The organism is Rhizobium phaseoli (assembly GCF_010668805.1).
GTDB classification, from domain to species: Bacteria; Pseudomonadota; Alphaproteobacteria; order Rhizobiales; family Rhizobiaceae; genus Rhizobium; species Rhizobium phaseoli_A.
Map to the genome: position 1 here is coordinate 107,274 of NZ_WUFT01000002.1, position 22,952 is coordinate 130,225.

Here is a 22,952-nt window from a genome sequence, read left to right on the forward strand (position 1 = left end):
TCTCTGGCTTGCGGCTGCGAGCCGTCAACAATCGCCCGCGGAACCACCATGGCAGACCGGCAACGAAATTTCTATTGCGCTTCCGAAGAAAATGTAGAACGTTATATGGAGAACGTTCTACATTTCATCGGGAGGATTTGATGAACTTTCAGCCGGCAGCCATCAGTGGCAATCTCGTTTCGCGCGCCTGGTCGGGAGAGATGATCGCCCCCCTGTCGGACGGCGGCCAGGGAACCGCCGCAAGCTTCGTCTCCAGAAGCTTCGAACATGATGGCGCCGGGCTTCCGGCCGAACTGTTCATCTCCGCCCTCGGTCTTTACCGCTGCTTCATCAACAGCGCGCGCGTCGGCGACGACCTGTTGACGCCGGGCTGGACGAATTACGACGATCGCATCGCCTATCAGCGCTACGATGTTTCCAGCCTCATCAAGCCGGGCCTCAATCGCATCGAGATCTGGCTTGCCGACGGATGGTACCGGTCGCCCCTGATGTGGGGCGCCAAGCCGATCCCGAACTGCTGGGGCGACAAGATCGGCGCCATTGCGGATCTGATGGGCCCAGGTGGCGTCATTCTTTCCACCGATACGACGTGGCGGAGCGGCAGGCTGCCGATCCTGAAATCGGGGATCTATTTCGGCGAGATCTATGACGCGCTGCTGGAAAACCCCACGGAAACGCATGGCACCGAGAGATTGCCGTTCGACACGGCGCTGCTCGTCGCGCATGAGACGGCAGCGGTGCGGGAGTTGCAGCCGCTCGCCGCCGTCGAAAGCTGGACCGACGACGACGGCAGAACGATCTATGACTTCGGCCAGAACGTTGGCGGTTACGTCAGATACACAGTCTGCGGCGTCGGCGGCGCCGAAGTGCGGGTGGAGCACTCGGAAGTGCTCGGCCCCGACCGGCATTTCGACAATCGCAATTATCGCACGGCCGCGGCGCACACGCTCTACACACTGCGCGGCGACGGCGACGATGAGACCTATGCGCCGCATTTCACCTTCCACGGTTTCCGTTATGCCAGGGTGACGATCACGGGAAATGCCAAGATTCTTGAAATCGCATCGATCCCGATCTCGTCGGTGCCCGAGCCTGCCGGAAGCTTCACCTCCGGCAATCCCCTCGTCAATCGCCTCGTCCAGAATACCATCTGGTCGCAGCGCGCCAATTTCGTCGAAGTCCCCACAGATTGCCCGCAGCGCGACGAACGCCTGGGCTGGACGGGCGACGCCCAGGTGTTTGCCGCAACTGCCTGCTGGCTGAGCGACAGCCAGTCGTTCCTGAGGAAATATCTGCGCGATGTGATGGCCGACCAGCGCGAGGACGGTGCCGTCTCCCATTTTTCGCCGGATCCGACCCGTCTGCATCCCGCCGATTTCCCCGGTTATGCCGGCTCGACCGGCTGGGGCGATGCGATCGTCGTCATCCCCTGGGTCCTCTACACCCACTACGGCGACCGGGCCGTCCTGGCGGAGTGCCTGGATTCCATGGTCCGCTGGGTCGATTTCGTTTGGTCGATCTCGGATGGCCCGCTCGTGAACCCGCCGTCCCGCTGGGGCGACCGCGGCTTTACCTTCGGCGACTGGCTGCAGCCGGTCGGCGACAACAGGAAGCCGCGCCCGACGATTGCCGATGACTGCGCGGCGACGCTCTATCACTTCATCTCGACCGACCTTCTGGCAAGGATTGCCGCCGTTCTCGGCGAGCACACGCTTGAAGATCAGATGAAGCGGCGCGCCGGCGAGATCCGGCAGACATTCGCCAACGAGTTCATCACGCCGGCCGGCCGGCTGGCGCATAACGACCAGACATCCTATGCGCTGGCCTTCCTCCACGACTTGATACCGACGGAGGATCATGACGCCGCCCGGCAGCATTTCCGGCAGGTGATCGTCGATGCCGACTACAGGATCGGCACCGGCTTCATCGGCACGCCTGCCCTGCTGCCGGCGCTGACGAAGCTCGGAATGGACGATCTCGCCGAAAAGGTCTTCCTGCAGGAAGACGTGCCCGGCTGGCTCTATCAGGTTTCGAAGGGGGCGACGACGATCTGGGAGCGCTGGGATTCGATGGCGCCCGACGGCACCATCTACGAGCCCGACATGAACAGCTACAACCACTACGCCTATGGCGCCGTCTGCCAATGGCTGTTCGAATGCGTCGCCGGAATTTCGCCGAGCCCAAGCGCACCAGGCTTTGCCGAGGTGATCGTCGATCCCGCGCCCATTCCGTCCCTTTCGCCGGTTTCAGCTCATCATGACATCCGTCAGGGTCGCATCGAAGCCGGCTGGCATTGCACCGGCAACGAGGTCACCTATGTGCTGACGCTTCCGGAGGGATGCATGGGCCGGTTCCGGCCCGGGCCGCGGCACCAGAACCCGTTGCTCAACGGGGAGCCTGTCGGCGAGGAAGCCGTCCTTCCGCCGGGAACGCACCAGCTGGTCTTTTCCCTAGCCAATTCTTGAGGAGAATACACGTCACATCGTTCAGAGGAGGAACGTCATGACACATCCGATAAAGCTTATTCTTGCGGGCGCATCCGCGCTTCTAGCCTTGGTCGCGGCCGGCCCGTCGCGTGCAGAAACCACCCTGTCCTTGCTGATCGACAACAACCCCGACACGGTTGCGGCCGCCGAGGCACTGGTTGCCGCTTACCAGGCCAAGGCGCCTGATGTGACGATCGAAATCGAGCAACGGCCAGGCGGCGGCGAGGGCGACAACATCATCAAGACGCGCCTGGCGACGGGAGAGATGTCCGATGTGTTCCTCTATAATTCCGGTTCGCTCTTACAGGCGCTGAAGCCCACGCAGAAACTGGTCGATCTGACCGGCCTGCCGTCACAGGCAAAGGTGGACGAAAGCTTCAAGGCGGTGGTCAGCGCCGAGGGCAAGCTCTACGGCGTTCCTTTCGGCACGGCGATGGCCGGCGGGATCCTCTACAACAGGAAGATCTATCAGGATCTCGGCCTCTCCGTTCCGAAGACATGGGCGGATTTCATGGCGAACAACGCCAAGGTCAAGGCATCCGGCAAGGTCGCCGTGGCGCAGACCTATCGCGACACCTGGACCTCGCAGCTGTTCGTTCTGGCCGATTATTACAATCTGCATGCCGCCGTGCCGAACTTCGCCGCCGATTATACCGCCAACAAGGCGAAATATGCCGAAACCCCCGCGGCTATGAAGGGCTTCGAACGGCTGAAGGATGTGCACGACGCCGGCCTGATGAACGAGGACTTCGGCGCGGCAAGTTATGACGATGGCTTGAGAATGGTGTCGACCGGCGAGGCAGCGCATTATCCAATGCTGAGCTTCGCGGTCAGTGCGCTCAAGCAGAATTATCCGGAGAACCTCGCAGATGTCGGCTTCTTCGCCCAGCCGGGCGACGATGCGGCGGTCAACGGCCTGACGGTCTGGATGCCCCCGGCCCTTTATATTCCGACGAGCAGCCAGCACGCCGAGGAAGCGCGGAAATTCGTCGATTTCGCCGGAAGTGTCGAAGGCTGCAAGGTCATGGTGGAAACCAACGCCGTCCAAGGACCGTCGCTGGTCGACGGCTGCGACCTGCCTGCCGACGTGCCGCCCGCGATCAAGGACATGCTTCCTTATTTCGAGGCCAAGGATAAGACGACCCCGGCGCTGGAATTCGTTTCGCCGGTCAAGGGACCGGCTCTCGAGCAGATCACCGTCGAAGTCGGCTCCGGCATCCGCCAGCCCACTGATGCCGCGAAACTCTATGATGACGATGTCCGCAAGCAGGCCAAGCAACTCGGCCTGCCCAATTGGTAGCGATCGTTCGGCAACCTCGCTCCCGATAGGGCGAGGTTGCCGATCGAAGAGATTGATATGACCGAGACACGCCCCCGCTCGCGCAAATCGCCCTACCCGCTTTGGTTCTTCATTCCCGCCGCCATCGTCTACGGCGTGCTGTTTCTCGTTCCCACGATATCCTCTCTCTGGTTCAGCCTGACGCGCTGGGACCTTTCGACGGCCGAATTCATCGGGCTCGAAAACTTCCAGCAGTTCTTCTCCGAACCGTTCCTGGTCAAGGGGCTGGTCAACACGCTGATCTATGCCGTAACGACCTCCGGCCTGAAGACGGTCTGCGGGCTGCTGCTCGCCGTGCTGCTGACCAGCAATATCTTCGGCCGCGGCTTCCTACGCACGCTGGTCTTCTTTCCCGTGCTGGTCTCGACGATCGGCATCGGCATCACCTTCACGGTGATGATGCATCCGACCAAAGGCATCATCAATGTCACGCTCGAAGCGCTCGGCATCCCCGGGCCTGGATGGTTGACCGATCCGGCGCTGGCGCTTTTTTCGGTGGCCCTGGTCGATCTTTGGAAGGGCGTCGGCCTTGCCACGCTGATCTTCATCGCCGGTCTCGCCGCGATTAGCCCCGATTATTATGAGGCAGCGAGGATCGACGGAGCGACCCGCCTTCAGCAATTTTCCCGGATCACCCTGCCGCTCGTGCGCCCCGCCACCATCACCGTGGTAACCCTATCGCTGATCGGCGGCCTTCGATCCTTCGACCTGATATGGGCGATGACCCGCGGCGGGCCAGGCTTCTCCTCCGACGTGGTCGCCTCGGTCATCTACAAGCAGTATCAGGCGGGGTTCTACGGCCTGTCGACTGCCGGAAACGTCATCCTGTTCGCGCTGATCGCCGTAATCATCCTGCCGCTCACCCTTTGGTTCAACCGACGCGGGCTCGAAGAATGAGAAGCATCCGCCCTTACGTGACGGGCGCTATAGCCCTTGCCGTCGCAACGGTCATCTTCGTGTTGCCCTTCGTTTTCGTCGCCCTGCAGGCAGTCAAATCGAAATCCGAAGCGTCCCGCCTCGATTTCGAATGGCCCGAGCAATGGCTGTTCTGGGACAATCTGGTGGCAGTTTTCAAGGCGCGCGATTACCAGCTCGTCCTTGCCTATTTCAATTCCACGCTGATCACCGTCGTCTCCGTCACCATCCTCATCCTGCTGTCGGCGATGGTTGGCTATATCATGCAGCGCCGCAAGACCGCCTGGAACAGAGTGGCATCCGTTGCGCTTTTCATGGGTTTGATGATGCCGCCGGCCGTCGTGCCGACCATCGGCCTCCTGCAGGAGATCGGTCTCTTCAAGACCATGACCGGGATGATCCTGATCCAGGTCGCCTATAATCTCTCTTTCTCGACATTGCTCTATCGCTCGTTCATCTCGACCATTCCGCGCGACCTCGATGAGGCAGCACTGATCGATGGCGCCAAACCCCGGCAGATTTTCTTCAGGGTGATCCTGCCACTGCTGAAGCCGGTGACCGTCACCAACATCGTCGTACAGTCGATCGCGATCTTCAACGATTTCACCAACCCGCTCTATTACCTTCCCGGGAAGGAGAACGTAACGGTGCAGCTGACGCTCTATAATTTTCAGAGCATGTATACGAGCCAATACAATCTCCTTTTCATGAATATCCTCCTGGTGACGATCCCGCCGCTGATCGTCTTCATTTTCTTCAACCGGCAGATCGTCGCGGGCATGACGGCCGGCGCAGTCAAAGGGTAGCAGAATGGCCGAACTCACCCTCAAGCAGGTTCGCAAGAGCTTTGGCGCCCTCGAGGTCATCAAGGGGATCGATCTGGAAGTTGCTTCCGGCGAGTTCGTGGTGTTCGTCGGGCCGTCGGGATGCGGAAAGTCGACGCTGCTGCGGATCATCGCCGGCCTGGAGGAATCCACATCGGGCGCGCTGACCATCGGCGGCAAGGACGTGACCGATGCCGAGCCGTCAGAGCGCGGCATCGCCATGGTGTTCCAGAGCTATGCGCTCTACCCGCATATGACGGTTGCCGAGAATATCGGTTTCGGCCTTTCGCTTGCCCGCCGCCCGAAGGCGGAAATCGCCGCCAAGGTCGCGGCCGCCGCCGAAACGCTGCAGCTCACCCACCTTCTGCAGAGAAAGCCGAAAGCGCTTTCGGGCGGCCAGAGGCAACGTGTCGCCATCGGCCGCGCGATCGTCCGCGATCCCAAGGTCTTTCTGTTCGATGAGCCGCTCTCCAATCTCGACGCGTCGCTCAGAGCCCAGATGCGCCTCGAAATTGCCGACCTCCACGCCCGGCTCAAGTCGACGATGATCTACGTCACCCACGACCAGGTCGAAGCCATGACGATGGCGGACAAGATCGTCGTCCTGAACGGCGGGGCGGTCGAGCAGATCGGCAGCCCGATGGAGCTCTACCGCAATCCGGCGACCCCCTTCGTCGCCGGTTTCATCGGCAGCCCGAAAATGAACCTCTATGGCGGTGAGACGGCGCGGCGATTGGACTGCACGACCTATGGCATAAGGCCGGAGCATATCAGGCTTTCAAAAGGTGCCGGACAGTGGCAGGGCACGATCCGCCACATCGAAAGGCTCGGCGCCGACGCGATCCTCTATCTCGACGTCGCCGATCTCGGCGAGATGGTCGTGCGCGCCGAAGGCGAGACGCCGTTTGCGCCCGGGATGACGGTCTGGGCAAATCCGGTCGAAGGAGCGGAACATCGGTTCTGAGGATGGGCGATGATAGCCCGCGTCACGGTTGTTTGTTTGAGAGAGCCACCAAGTCCTCTTTAAGCCGAACCGGCAGATTCATCCGCTCGTGAAGAATGCTCATGACACCGAGATCACCATTCTGAAGCTCGCGAAAGAACACATAGTGATGCTCGTAGCGGCCGAAATAGGCCGAACGCTTGATGTCTTCCGACACGGCCAGCCGTTGCGGGAGCTGCCGCCAGATCACTCGATCCTCGCATAGGCGTTGCAAATAAGCATGCAGCCCGAGAATATACGCGTCCGCCTGCATTTCTCCCCACGCCTCAACCGTATCGCGCCAAATCTTGTCCTGCACGGCGTCGGCGCGCGGATAAAATCGATAAGCCGGCATGGCTATCGGCGCTTGTTACGGCGGATGACGTCTTCCGCCGAAACGGCGACAAACTCGCTGTCGTCGGCCCGCATCGCGGGCGCAAGCTCCCTCTGAAGCAGATCCCACGCCTCATCACGGGTCTGCAAGTCGCGGCGAATGAGAGCACGAATATATTCGCTGGCATTTTCATAGAGGCCATCGTCACCGACCTGCTGCTGGATATGATCTTGCAATTGACCACTGACCTTCACATGAATGCTACCCGACGCCATCGGCATACCCTTTCATTCCTTATTTATCATGGGTGGCGTAGCATATATTGTCAATATTCATCACGCTCCCGCCAGACAGCCGGAGCCATCAGCGGCTCATAATCGATCGGGACGCAGGGGCGCCAAGTCGATGACCGGATCCTGCCCCGCAACAAGCTGAGACACGAGATAGCCGGTCAAGGCCGACAGCGTCAGGCCGAGATGGCCGTGGCCGAAGGCATAGGTGACGTGGGGCAAGCGGCGGGAGCGGCCGATGACAGGAAGTGAATCCGGCATGGATGGGCGAAAGCCCAGCCATTCGTCGCTGCCTTCCCCGGCAGACGGCAGAAGCTTTTTCACGCCTTCGCGGATCATCGCGGTCCGCTTGGGGTTCAAAGGAGCGGCAAGCCCACCGAGTTCGACGGTTCCGGCCGCGCGCAATCCGTCCACCATCGGCACCATGTAGAAGCCGTGCTCGGGATAGCAGACCGGGCGCGACAAAAGTTGACCCGCTTGCGGGAACAGGACGTGATAGCCACGCTCGGTGTCGAGCAGGACGCGATCACCGATCGATACGGTGAGCTTGCGCGAATGGGCGCCGGCTGCGACGACGGCGTGGTCCGCAAGCATTGCCTTGCCCGCGATCCTGAGGCCGATGCCGTCCGTGTGCGGCTCGATTGCCGAGACCTCGCCACAGACGATATCTCCTCCGCCGTCTACAAAAGCCTGGGCGAGCGCGAAGGCGAGTTGTTTGGGGCTGGAAAACACATAGGCGTCACGGAACAGCACGCCCTTGTGGTAGAGCGGCGCAAGATTGGGCTCGATGCTGCGGATATCGGCTTGGTCCAACCGATCCATGGCGACGCCATGGCGTTCACGCAGATCGTTCTCGGCATCGGCCGCTCGGAATTGCGCTTCGGTCTTGTAGAGATAGAGGCAGCCGTCATGCCGCTTCAACCGTTCGGCGCCCGCCTGCATCACAAGCGGCTGCCAGGCGGCATCGGCATGGGACAGCAGCACCGCCAGTGTCGCGGCGATGCGCTCGACCTCAGCTTTCGTGCTCGATGCCAGGAAGGCGCGTAGCCACGGCGCCAGTTGCGGCAGGTATCTCCAGACAATCGCCAGCGGACCGAGCGGATTGAGCAGCATGCCCGGCACACGCCACATGACGCCCGGCGTTGCGACGGGAACGACGCCGTGCGGCGCAAAGGTGCAGGCGTTCCCATAGGAACAGGCCTGCCGGTAGGATGCATCGCCCAATGGCGGCGCCGGATCGATGATCGTGACCCGATGCCCCGTTCTCTGCAGCCAGAGGGCCGAGCAGAGGCCGACCAATCCCGCGCCGACGACTGCCACATGCCGGCGCTCGGCGTCGGGCAAAGGCTGAAGCTCGGGGAGCGGCCTATTCATCCTAGACCAGGCCGGCCAGAGCGCGGGGACGATCGTTCAGCGTCGCGGCGATGATGCGCAGGGCCGTTGCCAGTTCCTCCCGCGACGATGCGCAGCCGACATTGACACGGACGGCATGTTCGACGGGCTGACGGTCACACGCAAAGGCGGTTGCAGCCATGACGGCAACGCCGTGGGCGCGCAGATTGGCGGCGAAATCCTCACAGCGCCATGGCGCCGGCAATCTGAGCCAGAGGAACATGCAGCGCGGATCGGCGGAGAAGGAGTGGCCGGCCAGGATCGTCGTGACGATCGCATAGCGCGCCCGCAACTCCGCAAGCTGTGCCTTCAGGATCGCTTCGGCCGTGCCGTCCTCCAGCCAGCGGGTGGCCAGCAGCAGCGGCAGCGGCGAAGGCATCCAGGCTGTCGTGCGGACTGCCTCGGCGGAGAGCAGCGCACGGCTCGGCGGGCAAGTGAGATAGCCGACGCGCAGCCCCGGCGCCAAGGCCTTGGAAAGCGCTGAGATATGGTAGGTCCTGGCCGGAGCGAGCGTGATCAGGGCGCTTGCCCGGGTCCCGAGCATCGGTCCATAGACATCGTCCTCGATGATGACGAGATCATGCTTTTCCGCGACCTCGACCAGTTCCCGCCGACGCGCCTCGCTCATGGTGACGACGGTCGGATTGTGCATCGAGGGAACCGTGAAGACGGCGCGCACGCTCTCGCGGCTGCAGATATCGTCGAGCTCCGCCGCCGACATGCCCTTATCGTCACTTCCGATGCCGATAATGTGGAAGCGGAACATCTGAGCAAGCGCGATCAGGCCGTAATAGGTCAGCCGGTCGCAGACGATGGTATCGCCGGGCTCGATCAGGCTGCTGATGACAGCAAGAAGAGCGTGCTGGGCGCCGCTGGTGACGACGATATCGTCTTCGGACGGGTCGAAGCCGTTGAGCCCTATCCACTTCTTCGCCGCACGGCGCGCCCAGGCCGGCCCTTCCGGCGGCTGGTACTCCTGCATCTGGCGGAAGCGCGGATCGGACGAAAGATCCGGCAGGGATTGGGCGAGACGCTGCTGGAAATCGTCAACGGCCGGTCGGTTGACCGTCAGGTCGATGACCCCGGCCGGGCTCGCCGCCCGATCGACCCGCGGCATGGCGCCGTCGCCGATGACGATCGTGCCGCGCCGGGTGCTGCCCATCACAAGATTGAGGTTCTGCAATTCGCGGTAGGCGCGCGTGACCGTGGAGACATTGAGCGACCGCTCCCGTGCGAGGTCACGCTGCGGCGGCAGCTGGCTGCCCGGAGGCAAGCCGCCCGAACGGATCCTAGCCTCAAGCTCGCTTGCAAGCTCCAGATAGGCCGGCATTCGCGCTTCCCGCTCCTGGTTTGTCCGGGTTGCTTCTGATCTTTCAGACATACAATTCCTGTAACGGGGATACAAATTTCATGTGCATCATGCACCGTATTGGCTGCCCGTGCTGCGATTTAACGTCATTTTGTGCCACATAGCACGCTTTTCCAGTGTTTTCGAGATCCACAACCACCGCCATACAAAATTATTTGTGTGGCTTGACAAGCAGAAACAGACCGAGACAATATAGGGCCAGCATCGAGACAAAGAGGCAGGGACCCGGCCGATGCAAACAGGAGGAATTCATGAGCGAGCGCTTCATTGCTTTCGAAGGCGTGCGTAAATCCTATGACGGCGTCAGCTATGTCGTGCGCGGCCTGGACCTCGACGTCGCGAAGGGCGAATTTCTGACCCTTCTCGGCCCTTCCGGCTCGGGCAAGACCACGACACTGATGATGCTGGCCGGCTTCGAGGCTCCGAGCAGCGGGACCATTACCCTTGACGACAACAGGATCGACAGCGTTCCGCCGCATCGCCGCAATATCGGTGTGGTCTTCCAGAATTACGCGCTCTTCCCGCATATGACGGTCGGCGAGAATGTCGCCTTTCCGCTGAAAATGCGCCGGCTCGGCAAGCCGGAGATTGGCGAACGGGTTCGCCGCGCGCTCGATATGGTGCGCATGGCGAGTTTCGAAACGCGGCGGCCCAACCAGCTTTCGGGTGGACAGCAGCAACGCATCGCGCTCGCCCGCGCTCTCGTATTCGAGCCGCAGCTTGTGCTGATGGACGAGCCACTCGGCGCGCTTGACAAACAGCTTCGCGAACATATGCAGCTCGAGATCAAACACCTGCATGCCCGCCTCGGCATCAATGTCGTTTACGTCACCCACGACCAGAGCGAGGCGCTAACCATGTCGGATCGGGTCGGCGTGTTCAATGACGGCATCCTGCAGCAGATCGCGCCGCCGCATGCGCTTTACGAGACGCCGGTAAACCCTTTCGTCGCAACCTTCATCGGCGAGAACAATGCGATATCGGGTGAAGTCATCGCGATCGACAAGGCGGGCTGCCGAATTCGCGCGCCCGACGGTTCGATCATTACCGGACGCGCCGGAGAAGGATTGAAGGAAGGCGCGCGGGCAACCCTGGTTCTGAGGCCCGAGCGGATTCAGCTGGCGCCCGCTGCCGACGTTGCAAACCGGTTTACGGCCACGCTCAAGGAAATCATCTATCACGGCGATCATGTGCGGTTACGCGTCGCCGCCTGCGGCTGCGACGACATCTTTATCAAAGTTGCCGCCGCCCAGGACATTCCGGTTCAGGGGTTGGGCTCGCATGCCCTCATCGGCTGGGCGCCGGATGATTGCCGCGCGCTCGCGCTCTCCTGACCGGGTATTGATTCTTTCGTAAACGCAGCAACAAAAAGGGGAACCACCATGATGCGTTTCAACTGCATGCTTCTCAGTTCCGTCGTGACTCTTGCAATCGCGGGAGCGGCGTTTGCTCAGGATACGCTGACCGTCACCTCCTGGGGCGGCGCCTATACCAAGAGCCAGGAGGAGGCCTTTTTCAAGCCCTTCGCCAAGCAAACCGGCACCAAGATCCTTCAGGATGAATGGGACGGCTCGACCGCCAAGCTGAAGGGCATGGTCGAGACCGGCCAGGTAACCTGGGATGTCGTCGATGTCGAACCCAGCCATGCGCTGCAAGGCTGTGATGAAGGCTGGCTCGAAACCATCGACTATTCGAAGCTTGGCGGCAAGGACGCCTTCATCGATGGCGCAGCGATGGATTGCGCGGTCGCGACGATCGTCTTCGGCACCATCTATGCCTATGACGCCGCCAAGTTTCCGAACGGCGGACCGACGACCATGGCCGATCTGTTCGATACCGCCAAATTCCCAGGGCCGCGCGCCTTGCGCAAGTCGCCGAAGACCACGCTGGAATTCGCCCTGATTGCCGATGGCGTCAAACCGTCCGAGGTCTACGACGTGCTCGGGACGCCGGAGGGTGTCGACCGCGCCTTCAAGAAGCTCGACACGATCAAGAAGGATGTGAAGGTCTGGTGGACCGCCGGCGCGCAGCCGCCGCAGCTTCTCGCCGACGGTGAAGTCGTGATGACACGGCCTGGAACGGCCGCATCTACGATGCCGTCAAGAACAGCGGCAAGAACTTCAAGATCGTCTGGGACGGCCAGGGAATGGACTTCAATCTCTGGGCCGAGCCGAAAGGCTCGAAGAACAAGGAACTGGCGGACAAATTCGTCGCTTTCACCGTCAATCCCGATGTGATGGCGCAGCAATCGAAGTATATCTCCTATGGCCCGACCCTGAAAGCGGCCATTGCCAAGGTCCCGCCGGACATTCTCGTCGATCTGCCGACAGCACCCGAGAACACCAAGACCGCATTCGTCGTCTCCTCCGAGTTCTGGGCCGATCATGACGAGGAGTTGACCGAACGCTTCAACAAGTGGCTCGCACAGTAACCTCGTCGGGCGGGCGAGTGTCCCCCGGCTTCGTCCGCCCCTTTCTCTACCGCAAAAAGGCATGAGCGATGGTGATCGCGACAATGAATGACAGCGACGGTTCGACGATTGCCGCCCGCATGCGGGTGAAAAGCCGCGGCAGCGCGAAAAACAAGGCGCAGTTGCGAGCGCTGCTGCTGGTCGCGCCTTTATTGATCTTTCTGCTGCTCGTCTTCGTGCTGCCCATTGCCCTGTTGCTGACGCGGGCGGTTGACAACAGGGCGGCTTCGGCCGCCCTGCCATACACGATGTCGGCTCTATCAGCCTGGGATGAACAATCGCCGCCGGACGAAGCGCTGTTTGCCGCCTTTGCCGCCGATCTGAAACAATCGCCCCGCGACCAGATCGCCGAGGTGGCCAAGCGTCTCAACTATTATGAGACAGGCATGCGCTCGATGCTGTTGAAAACCGCCCGCACCATCCGCATCGCCGCGCCGCCGTATAAGCCGGCTTTTGTTGCCATCGATCCCAAATGGGAGACACCGCACTACTGGACGCTCATCAAGAATGCGTCGCCGCCCTTCACTGACTACTACCTTCTCGCCTCGCTCGACCTGGAGCGCGACGCGTCGGGCGCCATCGGCAGGGTCTCGGCGGAGAATGCGGTACATGTCGATGTGCTGATCCGCACATTCGTCGTCAGCGCTTCGGTAACCGCGATCTGCCTGTTCCTCGGCTATCCCCTCGCCGCCCTGATCGCCCGCTCGAAAGGCGCCGTTGCCAATACGCTGCTGATCCTGGTGCTTCTGCCATTCTGGACCTCGCTTCTGGTCCGCACCAGCGCCTGGGTCGTATTGCTGCAGGGACGCGGCGTGATCAACTCGGCACTCATCTGGCTGGGCCTGGTCGACCCCGCACATCCCCTCGACTTGATCTACAATCGCATCGGCGTCCTGATCGCCATGACCCATATTCTGCTGCCCTTCATGGTGCTGCCGATCTACAGCGTCATGAAAAGCATCCCCCCGGTCTATCTGAGGGCCGCCTCGTCGCTCGGCGCGCCGCCGGTATCGGCTTTCTTGCGCATATACCTGCCGATGAGCATGCCCGGTGTCAGCGCCGGCGGCTTGCTCGTCTTCATTCTGGCGCTCGGCTATTACATCACGCCGGCTCTGGTCGGTGGGCCGGGAGACCAGATGGTGAGTTATTTCATCGCCTATTATTCCAACCAGGTCACGAACTGGGGCATGGCGGCGGCTCTAAGCACGATCCTGCTGGTGGCGGTGCTGATCCTCTACGCCGTTTACAATCGCATCGTCGGCATCGACAGGCTGAGGATAGGCTGATGACGAACTTCCTTTCTTTCCCGCGGCTGTTTTCGATACTCTCGTGGCTGGCCGGCGGCGTTGTGATTCTGTTCCTGATCGCGCCGATCGTCGCGATCGTGCCGCTGTCCTTCAATGCCGAGCCGTTCTTCACCTATCCCATGCCCGGCCTGTCGCTGCGGTGGTATCGCGAATTCTTCGATTCCAACGTCTGGCAGCTGGCGCTGAGAAACAGCATCATCGTCGCTGTCTGCGCCACTGTCCTGTCGACCTTTCTCGGCACGCTTGCCGCGATCGGTCTCAGCCGGCCATCCTGTCCGGCGCGGGCCACGCTGACCGCCATCCTGATCTCACCGATGATCGTGCCGGTCATCGTTTCGGCGGTCGGCATCTATTATGCCTTCGCCGCCGTCGGGCTGCTCAACAGCCTGACGGGGCTGGTGCTAGCCCATACGGCCATCGGTGCGCCCTTCGTGGTGATCACCGTGACGGCGACACTCGCAAGCTTCGATCACAATCTGATGCGAGCAGCATCCAGTCTCGGCGCAACCCCAGTCGAAGCGACCTTGCGCATCATGCTGCCGGTCATCGCGCCTGGAGTGGCATCCGGCGCCCTCTTTGCCTTCGTGACTTCGTTCGACGAAGTGGTGATCGCGCTCTTCATCGCCGGTTCTGAGGAACGCACGCTGCCGCGCCAGATGTGGAGCGGCGTACGGGAAACGCTGAGCCCGACAATCGCTGCCGTCGCCACCCTCCTCATCCTGTTTTTCAACACTGTTTCTCGCCACGATCCAATGGCTGCAGCGACGCGCTGAACGCCAGAAGATTGCGCACAGGGGCTAATTCAGGGAGTTTGAGCATGCAGATCGAGCGCTACGAAACCGGAAAGCGGATGAGCCAGGCCGTGACCTATGGCTGCTTCGTCTTCCTCGCAGGCCAGGTGGCCATCGACGCGCCTGGTGCCTCCGTCCGCGAGCAGACGACCAACATCCTGGCGCGGATCACGCGGCTTCTGGAGGGCGCAGGCAGCAATCCCACGAGAATCCTCAGCGCAACCATCTGGCTTGCGGATATATCGAGGTTCGAAGACATGAATGCCGTCTGGGATGCCTGGGTGCCAGCGGGCCATGCGCCGGCGCGTGCCACGGTCGAAGCAAGGCTCGCTGGGCCGGAATTTTCCGTCGAGATCGGCATTGTCGCGGCGATAGGAGAGTGACTGATCAGCGTCCGCCGTCATCTCGCCAGGACGGATATGATTTGAGAAACTCACGTTCTCAATTGCGGCAATGCATCGCCGGCTAATGATAAAAGCGGCTCATAGTCGGCTTCGGAAAGCACGGCAAAATCGGCGAGGCCGAGTGTGGCGTGCGCCGCTGCCAGCGATTGGTCGTTGACGGCGGCGTAGAGCGCATTTCGTAGCAGAAGGACTCTGTCGTCAGAGGCATCGCCTGAAGTAATGAATGGCAGGCCTGGACCTTTAGGCGTTTCGGCGATGATGCGGACCCCTTCAATCCGGCCGGGATCGAAGCGGCGGATATTGGCATAGGTGATACAATCGATCGCCGCGCTGTCCGCCCTGCCCTCAACGACGGCGGCGATGCTGCCGCCGTGGCTGCCGGTTTCAATGATCCGGCCGAAGAAGCGGCCCTCGCGGGCAAGCGGAGCGACGGCCGCGCGAAAGAGATTGCTGCCGGAATTGCTGTCGGGGCTGTTGATTGCAGCCGTGGTGCCGCGCAGATCCTCCAGCGTGCGAAGGGAAGAACCCGTGCGGACGATGATGAAGCTGCACATCAGCGGGCCGTCACAGCCGGGATGATCATAGACCGGCGTCGCCACCAGGCGAACTTTGCCGCGCAGGCGGCTGGCAAAGGGATAGCCGCATGTCTGCGAGAGGAGAAGATCCGGCCTCAGCCAGGCGTCGTCATAAGCCACCGTCCGATCGAGCGTCTCGGGCAGGTCCGTCAGGCCGGCCTGCGAGAGATAATGCCGGAGGAACGACCAGAGCTCGGCCGTCGCACCTGCAAGCGGCTGGGGTGTGAGATACATTGCTATACGGGCGAATTGCATGCTGGTCTTTCTTTTGCGGCATGCGCAAATGTCGACCAAGGTCAGCCAATGCCACCCAAACATACATACTTAAGTTCGGTATATTCGTCCAACCCGTGCCTGGAGCCTTCGCGGCCAAGACCCGACATTTTCACGCCGCCGAACGGCGCCTCGGCGGTGGAGACGAGACCGGTATTGACGCCGACCATCCCATATTCGAGCGCTTCGGCAACGCGGAAAACCCGCGACAGATCGCGCGCGTAGAAATACGAAGCAAGCCCGTACTCGGTGTCGTTTGCCTGTTCGATGACATCTCGCTCGTCGCGGAACCGAAAGAGCGGCGCCAGAGGCCCGAAGGTTTCCTCGCGGGCAACCTGCATGCCGGCCGCAACGTTGCGCAGAATGGTCGGTTCGAAGAAAAGGCCGCCGAGTGCGTGGCGTTTGCCGCCTGAAACGAGTCCTGCACCCTTTGCGACGGCATCGCTAATATGCGTCTCGATCTTGGCAACAGCATTTTCGTCGATGAGCGGACCGAGCACGACGTCGCGCTCCAGGCCGTTGCCGACCTTCAGTGCCGAAACGGCGGTTGCCAGCTTGGCGACAAAAGCCTCGTAGACGCCATCCTGGACATAGAGCCGGTTGGCGCAGACGCAGGTCTGGCCATTGTTGCGGAACTTGGCGATGATCGCGCCTTCGACGGCAGCGTCGAGATCGGCGTCGTCAAAGACGATGAAGGGTGCATTGCCGCCAAGTTCGAGGCCGAGCTTTTTGATCGTCGGCGCACATTGCCGGTAAAGCAGCTCGCCCGTTCGCGTCGAGCCGGTGAAGGTCAGGACCCGGATGTCACGGCTTGCCGTCAGCGTCCCGCCGATTGCGACAGCGTCACCGGTGACGATGTTGAGGAGGCCTGCCGGCAGGCCGGCGCGCTCGGCGAGAACGGCGATGGCGATTGCCGAGAATGGCGTCTGCGGCGCCGGCTTGAGAACGACGGCGCAGCCGGCGGCGAGTGCCGGGCCGACCTTGCGGGTGATCATCGCGTTCGGAAAGTTCCAGGGCGTGATGGCGGCCACCACGCCTGCGGGCTGACGCAGGACGAGAATGCGCTTGTCCGGCTGGTGCCCCGGTATGGTTTCGCCGTTGATGCGTCTTGCCTCTTCGGCGAACCATTCGATGAAGCTCGCGCCATAGGTGATCTCCCCCTTGGCCTCAGCGAGCGGTTTTCCCTGCTCCAGCGTCAGGATCATCGCCAGATCGTCACGGTTTTCGATCATCAGGCGATGCCATGCCTTGAGAACGGCGGCGCGCTCGCCGGCGGTCTTCTTTGCCCAAAGCTTCTGGGCAATGACGGCAGCGCGGATGGCTTCCTCCGTTTCCGCCGCCCCGAGGTCGGGGACCGCGCCCAGCTTCTCGCCCGTCGCCGGATTGCGGACGGTCGTTGCCGGACGGCCTTCCGCTTCGATCCAACGGTCGGCGACCGGGCATGCTTGACGGAAGAGCGAGGGATCACTGAGTTTCATAGGAGGACTCTCAACAGAAGACGTGAGCGGCACCCGGATCGAAATCCAGATGCACCGTATCTCCACGGCTAAGCCCGGTGATCGCTTCGTGACCGAACGGCAGGCGAACCGCCAGCGCCTCGCCCTTCGCCGTTTCGGTGGAAACGTGGATATTGTTGCCGAGGAAAGTGATGTCACTGACGGTGGCGGCGAGACTCGCTCCCGCTTGGGCGCGCGACAGCCGAATGCGCTCCGGCCTCAGCATCAAGGCTGCCTTTGTGCCGGCAGCCCCTTTTCCATGCACCGGAATGCTGTTGAAGACGGCGCCGCCGCCAAGTGAAATCGTAGCCTGCCCATCGGACGACGACAGCAGGTCGCAGGAAATGAAGTCGCTGTCGCCGATGAATTCGGCGACGAAGCGGGTCTTCGGATTGGCGTAGAGTTCAGGGCCTGTGCCGATCTGGTCGATGACGCCCTTGGAAAAGACGGCGATGCGGTCGGAGAGCCGCAGAGCCTCCTCCTGATCGTGGGTGACGTAGAGGATCGTCACTTCGGTTTGCTGGTGGATGCGGCGGATCTCGTGCTGGATTTCCTCGCGAAGCTTCTTGTCGAGCGCCGACAGCGGCTCGTCCATCAGAAGCACCGGCGGATCATAGGCAAGGGCTCTGGCAAGGGCGACACGCTGCTGCTGGCCGCCGGACATCTGCGCCGGCTTGCGGTCCTCGAAACCTTCAAGCCGGACAAGGCGCAGCATCTCCTTCACCTTGGTGTCGACCTCGGCCTTGGACTTGCGCCTGACCTTCAGCGGAAAGGCGATGTTTTCGCCCACCGTCAGATGCGGAAACAGGGTGTAACGCTGGAACACCATGCCGATGTTGCGCTTGTGCGACGGTGTGGCGAGCAGGGTCTTGCCCTCGAGCGTAATGTCGCCTTTCGTCGGATTGTCAAATCCCGCCAGAATGTAGAGCGTCGTGCTCTTGCCGGATCCGGACGGGCCGAGAAAGGTCAGGAATTCCCCGCGCCGGACGTCGAGCGTGACGTCGTGCACGGCGACCACGGGGCCGTATTCCTTGCGTATTCCGCGGATCTGAAGGAATGGTTCGTTCATTGTTTCAGTACCTTACGCACGACGGCTACCAGGGCCATCAAGATGATCGTCAAAAGGATGAGCAGGGTCGACGCGGCTGCGACAACAGGCGTCAGGTCTTGCCGCAGCGTCGCCCATACCTTCACGGGCAGGGTCTGCAGGGTCGGGCTGGACATGAAGATCGCCACCACCACCTCATCCCAGGATGTCAGGAAGGAGAAGACGGCCGCCGAAAACAGCCCATGGCTGATCGCGGGAAGGGTGACCCGGATTTTTGCCTCAAGGGGCGAGGCGCCGCAGAGCACCGCCGCATCCTCGATCGACTTGTCGAAACCTTCAAGCGCACTCGATATGGACAGGATTGAGAAGGGCAGCGCCAGCACGAGGTGCGAAATGACGAAGCCCGTCAAGGTGCCGCCAAGGCCGATCCTGAGAAAGAAGGCGTAGAGGGCGACCGCGAGAACCACGACCGGCAGGATCATCGGCGTGAGGAACAGCGCTTTCAGCGCATCGCGGAACATGAATGAACCACGCACCAGTCCGAAGGATGTCACGAGCCCGAGCAGTACCGACAGAACCGTGACGATGACGGCGATCTTCAGACTCGTTAAAGCCGATTCCAGCCAGCGGGGATCGGCGAAGAGCTCGCCATACCATTGAAGCGTCCAGCCCGGCGGCGGAAAGATCAGCCACTGCGACGAGCCGAATGACAGTGCCGCGATAAAAACGATTGGCATCAGCAGGAAGGCCGCGGTCAGAAGCGTTATGCCGAGAAGGGCGTATTTCCACCAACCGAGACGGTCGAAATTGAGCAACATATCAACGTCCTCCCGGATTCTGGTTGCCGAAGAAACGCAGCTGCACGGTATAAAGCGACAGGGTCACCACCAGGAGGACCAGCGCCGCAGCACCCCCCATTCCCCAGTTGACCAGCGACTGCACGAACTGCGCGATCAATTCTGCGAGCATCATGTTGGAGGTGCCGCCGAGAAGCGACGGCGTGACGAAATAGCCAAGCGACATGACGAAGACCATGAGTGCGCCGGCCGCCATGCCCGGCATCGCCAACGGCAGCAGAACACGCGTCAGGCACTGCCACCGATTGGCGCCGCAAAGGGCGGCCGCCTGCAGCGTCGACGGGTCGATCTTCTTGATCACGCCATAGAGCGGCAGGATGATGAAAGGCAGCATGATATAGGTCATGCCGATCGTCACGCCGGTCAGATTGTTGACGAGCGCCAGCGGCTGGTCGATCAGACCCATTCCCATCAGCATCTTGTTGATAAGCCCGGTCCGCTGCAGGAGCACCATCCAGGCATAGGTGCGGGCCAAAAGGTTGGTCCACATCGACAGGAGCAGGATCGCAAAGATTACCGAACTCAGCCGTCCCGGCATGATCGCCAGCGCCCAGGCGACCGGAAAACCGATCGTAAGCGAAATCACCGTGACGAGACCCGAGACGATGAAAGTATTGGCGAAAATCTTGAGATAGGTCGCAGAGCCGATCAGCTGCGCGTAGTTTCCCAGACCCGGCACAGGTTCCAGCACGCTTCGCAACAGAAGTATCGCCACCGGCACGATGAAAAAGATGCTCACGAAGGCGAACGCCGGAACGACCCCGCTGAAACCTGTTGGCCTGCGGACCTTTGGCAAGGGCGTAATTACGCCGGAGGCATTGCTAAACGTCGACATGACAGTCCTTCCCACCCGTCAGTTTCCGCGGGCGCCGAGGTGCAACCGATTGGCACTGGCGCTGCGGGGGACACGGCGAACCTTCGCCGTGCCCTTTGATCTCAAGTTTCAGCTTATTTCGCCTGCCAAGCGTACCACTTCTCGCCAATGGCATCGCGATTATCGGCCCAGTAGCTCATATCGGCGTTCACCTGGCTTGCCGTCTGCTGGTCCGGCAGGGTCTTTGCCGTCTCTGGGTCCATCAGCTTGGCCGAGTCAAGGTTGATCGGCGCATATCCGGTGGCTTTTGCCAAGGCGGCCTGCGGTTCGGCAGAGGTCGCCAGTGCAATGAACTTCATCGCGGATTCGACGTTCGGCGAGCCCTTCGGCACGACGAGCGCATCGGCAGCGGTGATGTTCTGTTCCCAGGAGGTTTCAACCTTGATGCCGGTCGCAGCAAGCGCCGTCATGCGGCCGTTCCAGACGCTGCCGAAGGGCGCTTCGGCGGATGCCAGCAGCTGCTGCGACTGGGCGCCGCCCGACCACCAGATGATGTCCGATTTAATCGTATCGAGCTTCTTGAAGGCGCGGTCTAGGTCAAGCGGATAAAGCTTGTCGGCAGCCACGCCGTCGGCAAGCAGTGCGGCTTCGATCACGCCGGGAGCCGACCACTTGTAGAATGTGCGCTTGCCGGGAAACTTGGCCGTGTCGAACAGATCGGCCCATGTCTTCGGGCAGGCTTTGACGGCATCGGCATTGCAGCCGATGACGAAGGAATAATAGAAGCTGCCGACCGAATAATCGGTGACAAAACGCGGATCGAGCTTAGATTTGTCGATGACGGAGAAGTCGAGCTTCTCGAGCTGGCCGGTCTTGCCGGCCTGGGCGGCATAATCGCCTTCGACGTCAACGACGTCCCAGGTGACTTCGCCGGCCTCGACCATGGCCTTGAGCTTGCCGTAGTCGGTCGGGCCGTCCTGCACGACGGTGGTGCCGGTCTTCTCGGTGAAGGGGCTCGCCCATGCCGCCTTCTGGGCATCCTGGGTCGTTCCGCCCCAACTCGAGAAGACCATGTTATCAGCGTGGGCCGGCGCAGAGACCGCGACGAATGCGGCAACCGCCGCGAATGCAAATGTTGTTTTCATGTTCCCTTATCCCTGTTTTGGTTTGTCCTACGGGTATGCGTTATGTCGTCAGCGCGCGTTGCTCCTGGGAGAAAAACTGGCTGGCTTCATAATCTTGTTTTCCGCCACCTCGATGAGGTCGCGAATCTTGGGCAGAAAGGCCTGCCATCGGGGATCGGCCAGAAGCCGCTGGCGTCTCGCCTCTCTGTCATCAAGGCTCGTGAAGGCCCAGATGTGGACGATCTCGTTGATCGTGCCGATCTCCGAGAAGAAGTAGCCGACCAGCGCGCCGAGATGGCTCTTCTGGATCTCGATGCCCTCTTCCTCGACGACCTTGAGATATTGCGGGATCGTGCCGTTCTTCAGCCGATAGGTGCGGATTTCGTAAAACATCGGCGTCACCTCATCACGAAGGGATCGGGGATCGGATCGTCCGAGGTCCTCAGCCAGATCGTCTTGGTACGGGTGTAGTCGAGAGCCGCGGCCATGCCGCCTTCCCTGCCGTGACCCGACAGACCGAAGCCGCCGAAGGGTGCGATCGGTGATACCACGCGGTAGGTATTGACCCAGACGATGCCGGCGCGCAGCCCCTTCATCAGCCGGTGCGCCCGGGTAAGGTTCTGAGTGAAGACGCCGGAGGCCAAGCCGTAGCGGGTGTCGTTGGCAAGCCTCAGCGCCTCCGCCTCGGTCTCGAAGGAGACGACCGAGAGAACCGGACCGAAGAATTCCTCGATCAGCGACGGTGAAGCGACATCGTCACAATCGAGAATGGTCGGCGGGAAATAATAACCCTCGCCGTCGATCTTGCGTCCGCCGGTGACGAGACGGGCGCCGCTTTCGATCGATCTCTCAACCAGGGCGCCGATATTGTCCTGCTGGCGCTTGGTGGCAAGCGGGCCGACTTCGGTCGCCATATCGAGCGGCGGACCGATCCGGATCGCTTCTGCCTTCTCCCGCAGCAGGGCGACGAACCTGTCCTTGACGCTACGTTCGACGATCAGGCGCGATCCGGCAACGCAACTCTGCCCGGTCGCCGCGAAAATACCCGCGACCTGGGCGTTGGCCGCACTTTCGAGGTCGGCGTCGGCAAAGACGATGAAGGGTGACTTGCCGCCGAGTTCAAGCGAAGTGGAGGCGAGGTTTTCGGCCGAGTTGCGAACGACGTGCCGGGCTGTTTCGGGACCGCCGGTAAATGCGACATGCGCAACTTTCGGATGACGGCCAAGCGCCGCACCGCAGGAAGCGCCGAAACCGGTGATGATGTTAACGACGCCGGCGGGAAAACCCGCTTCATGCACCAGGCGGGCGAATTCGAGAAGCGGCGCCGGCCCGTCTTCCGAGGCCTTGACCACCATTGTGCAGCCGGCGGCGAGCGCCGGGCCGATCTTGACCGCCGACAGGAAGAGCTGGCTGTTCCACGGCACGACCATTGCGACGACGCCGATCGGCTCGCGGCGGAGCCAGACATCCATGTCAGGCTTGTCGATCGGCAGGTAGGAGCCTTCGATCTTATCGGCGATGCCGGCATAATAGCGATAATATTCGGCGACATAGGCGATCTGCGCGGATGTCTCGCGGATGATCTTGCCGGTGTCGCGCGTCTCCAGTTCCGCCAGAATCGGGGCGTTGGCGGCAACGAGATCGGCCAGCTTGTAAAGCAGCTTGCCGCGCTGGGTGGCCGTCAGTTTCGTCCACGGGCCCTCATAAAGCGCCCTCTCTGCAGCGATCACAGCCCGATCGACATCCCCTTCGCGGGCTTCGGGCATATGAGCCCAGACCACGCCGGTCGCCGGATCGATGCTCGGATAGGAAGCCTCGCCATCCGAAAATTCGCCGTCGATATAGTGCTGGAAACGCCGCAT

Annotated in this window: 20 protein-coding genes and 2 pseudogenes; 10 read left to right on the forward strand and 12 right to left on the reverse strand. The window is 61.5% G+C overall.

What is annotated here, in order from left to right:
- Window positions 1-140: 140 nt before the first annotated feature.
- The 5 genes from GR197_RS03710 to GR197_RS03730 are packed head-to-tail and all read left to right on the forward strand — an operon-like array spanning window position 141 to window position 6,528.
- Entirely contained in the window at window positions 141-2,465 is a 2,325-nt protein-coding gene (locus GR197_RS03710; protein WP_164006689.1) for an alpha-L-rhamnosidase, read from the forward strand.
- A 37-nt stretch (window positions 2,466-2,502) separates the two neighbouring features.
- Window positions 2,503-3,786, forward strand: coding sequence for an ABC transporter substrate-binding protein (locus GR197_RS03715; protein ID WP_164006691.1), 1,284 nt, complete (start codon window positions 2,503-2,505; stop codon window positions 3,784-3,786).
- 57 nt (window positions 3,787-3,843) lie between these two features.
- The gene (locus GR197_RS03720; RefSeq protein WP_164006693.1) at window positions 3,844-4,722 is read left to right on the forward strand and encodes a carbohydrate ABC transporter permease; all 879 of its coding nucleotides are present in this window, start codon (window positions 3,844-3,846) and stop codon (window positions 4,720-4,722) included.
- Window positions 4,719-5,546, forward strand: a complete 828-nt coding sequence (locus GR197_RS03725; RefSeq protein ID WP_164006695.1) for a carbohydrate ABC transporter permease — start codon at window positions 4,719-4,721, stop codon at window positions 5,544-5,546. Before GR197_RS03720 ends, GR197_RS03725 begins: the two co-directional genes overlap by 4 nt.
- A gap of 4 nt (window positions 5,547-5,550) precedes the next feature.
- Window positions 5,551-6,528 (forward strand): ABC transporter ATP-binding protein, encoded by a 978-nt coding sequence (locus tag GR197_RS03730; RefSeq protein ID WP_164006697.1) that lies wholly within the window; start codon window positions 5,551-5,553, stop codon window positions 6,526-6,528.
- Between the two features lie 22 nt (window positions 6,529-6,550).
- Here the strand turns inward: GR197_RS03730 and GR197_RS03735 are convergent, their stop codons facing one another.
- The 4 genes from GR197_RS03735 to GR197_RS03750 all read right to left on the reverse strand — a co-directional run bounded on the left by GR197_RS03735 (window position 6,551) and on the right by GR197_RS03750 (window position 9,943).
- Entirely contained in the window at window positions 6,551-6,901 is a 351-nt protein-coding gene (locus GR197_RS03735) for a type II toxin-antitoxin system RelE/ParE family toxin (protein ID WP_164006699.1), read from the reverse strand.
- Between the two features lie 2 nt (window positions 6,902-6,903).
- Window positions 6,904-7,155: a ribbon-helix-helix domain-containing protein gene (locus GR197_RS03740; RefSeq protein WP_164006701.1), complete on the reverse strand. Its 252-nt coding sequence runs from the start codon at window positions 7,153-7,155 to the stop codon at window positions 6,904-6,906.
- A gap of 96 nt (window positions 7,156-7,251) precedes the next feature.
- The gene (locus GR197_RS03745; RefSeq protein ID WP_164006702.1) at window positions 7,252-8,544 is read right to left on the reverse strand and encodes an NAD(P)/FAD-dependent oxidoreductase; all 1,293 of its coding nucleotides are present in this window, start codon (window positions 8,542-8,544) and stop codon (window positions 7,252-7,254) included.
- A 1-nt stretch (window position 8,545) separates the two neighbouring features.
- A complete protein-coding gene (locus GR197_RS03750) occupies window positions 8,546-9,943 on the reverse strand; it encodes an aminotransferase class I/II-fold pyridoxal phosphate-dependent enzyme (RefSeq protein ID WP_164006704.1) in 1,398 nt (465 codons plus the stop codon).
- Between the two features lie 239 nt (window positions 9,944-10,182).
- Here GR197_RS03750 and GR197_RS03755 point away from each other — a divergent pair, with 239 nt between their 5' ends.
- The 5 genes and pseudogenes from GR197_RS03755 (at window position 10,183) to GR197_RS03775 (ending at window position 14,882) form a co-directional block, all read left to right on the forward strand.
- Window positions 10,183-11,265, forward strand: a complete 1,083-nt coding sequence (locus GR197_RS03755) for an ABC transporter ATP-binding protein (protein ID WP_164006707.1) — start codon at window positions 10,183-10,185, stop codon at window positions 11,263-11,265.
- 48 nt (window positions 11,266-11,313) lie between these two features.
- Window positions 11,314-12,362, forward strand: a pseudogene (locus tag GR197_RS03760) (ABC transporter substrate-binding protein).
- A 68-nt stretch (window positions 12,363-12,430) separates the two neighbouring features.
- On the forward strand, window positions 12,431-13,687 hold the full coding sequence (locus GR197_RS03765) for an ABC transporter permease (RefSeq protein WP_164006709.1): 1,257 nt from the start codon (window positions 12,431-12,433) through the stop codon (window positions 13,685-13,687).
- A pseudogene (locus GR197_RS03770) lies at window positions 13,687-14,509 on the forward strand (ABC transporter permease). The gene GR197_RS03765 and the pseudogene GR197_RS03770 overlap by 1 nt, the downstream one beginning before the upstream one ends.
- A gap of 16 nt (window positions 14,510-14,525) precedes the next feature.
- Entirely contained in the window at window positions 14,526-14,882 is a 357-nt protein-coding gene (locus GR197_RS03775) for a RidA family protein (protein WP_164006711.1), read from the forward strand.
- 50 nt (window positions 14,883-14,932) lie between these two features.
- Here the strand turns inward: GR197_RS03775 and GR197_RS03780 are convergent, their stop codons facing one another.
- The 8 genes from GR197_RS03780 to GR197_RS03815 form a co-directional block, all read right to left on the reverse strand.
- Window positions 14,933-15,733 (reverse strand): phosphate/phosphite/phosphonate ABC transporter substrate-binding protein, encoded by an 801-nt coding sequence (locus GR197_RS03780; protein WP_164006713.1) that lies wholly within the window; start codon window positions 15,731-15,733, stop codon window positions 14,933-14,935.
- Between the two features lie 41 nt (window positions 15,734-15,774).
- Window positions 15,775-17,229, reverse strand: a complete 1,455-nt coding sequence (locus GR197_RS03785; RefSeq protein ID WP_164006715.1) for an NAD-dependent succinate-semialdehyde dehydrogenase — start codon at window positions 17,227-17,229, stop codon at window positions 15,775-15,777.
- 10 nt (window positions 17,230-17,239) lie between these two features.
- Window positions 17,240-18,316 carry an ABC transporter ATP-binding protein gene (locus GR197_RS03790; protein ID WP_164006717.1) on the reverse strand — a complete coding sequence of 359 codons (1,077 nt, stop codon included), beginning with the start codon at window positions 18,314-18,316 and terminating at the stop codon, window positions 17,240-17,242.
- Complete coding sequence (locus tag GR197_RS03795) at window positions 18,313-19,113, reverse strand: ABC transporter permease (protein ID WP_164006719.1); 801 nt, start codon at window positions 19,111-19,113, stop codon at window positions 18,313-18,315. Before GR197_RS03795 ends, GR197_RS03790 begins: the two co-directional genes overlap by 4 nt.
- Window position 19,114: 1 nt before the next feature.
- On the reverse strand, window positions 19,115-19,987 hold the full coding sequence (locus GR197_RS03800) for an ABC transporter permease (protein ID WP_164006721.1): 873 nt from the start codon (window positions 19,985-19,987) through the stop codon (window positions 19,115-19,117).
- 113 nt (window positions 19,988-20,100) lie between these two features.
- Window positions 20,101-21,111: an ABC transporter substrate-binding protein gene (locus GR197_RS03805; RefSeq protein ID WP_164006723.1), complete on the reverse strand. Its 1,011-nt coding sequence runs from the start codon at window positions 21,109-21,111 to the stop codon at window positions 20,101-20,103.
- Window positions 21,112-21,159: 48 nt separating this feature from the next.
- The gene (locus GR197_RS03810; protein ID WP_164006725.1) at window positions 21,160-21,483 is read right to left on the reverse strand and encodes an NIPSNAP family protein; all 324 of its coding nucleotides are present in this window, start codon (window positions 21,481-21,483) and stop codon (window positions 21,160-21,162) included.
- Window positions 21,484-21,488: 5 nt separating this feature from the next.
- Window positions 21,489-22,952, reverse strand: a complete 1,464-nt coding sequence (locus tag GR197_RS03815) for an aldehyde dehydrogenase (RefSeq protein WP_164006727.1) — start codon at window positions 22,950-22,952, stop codon at window positions 21,489-21,491.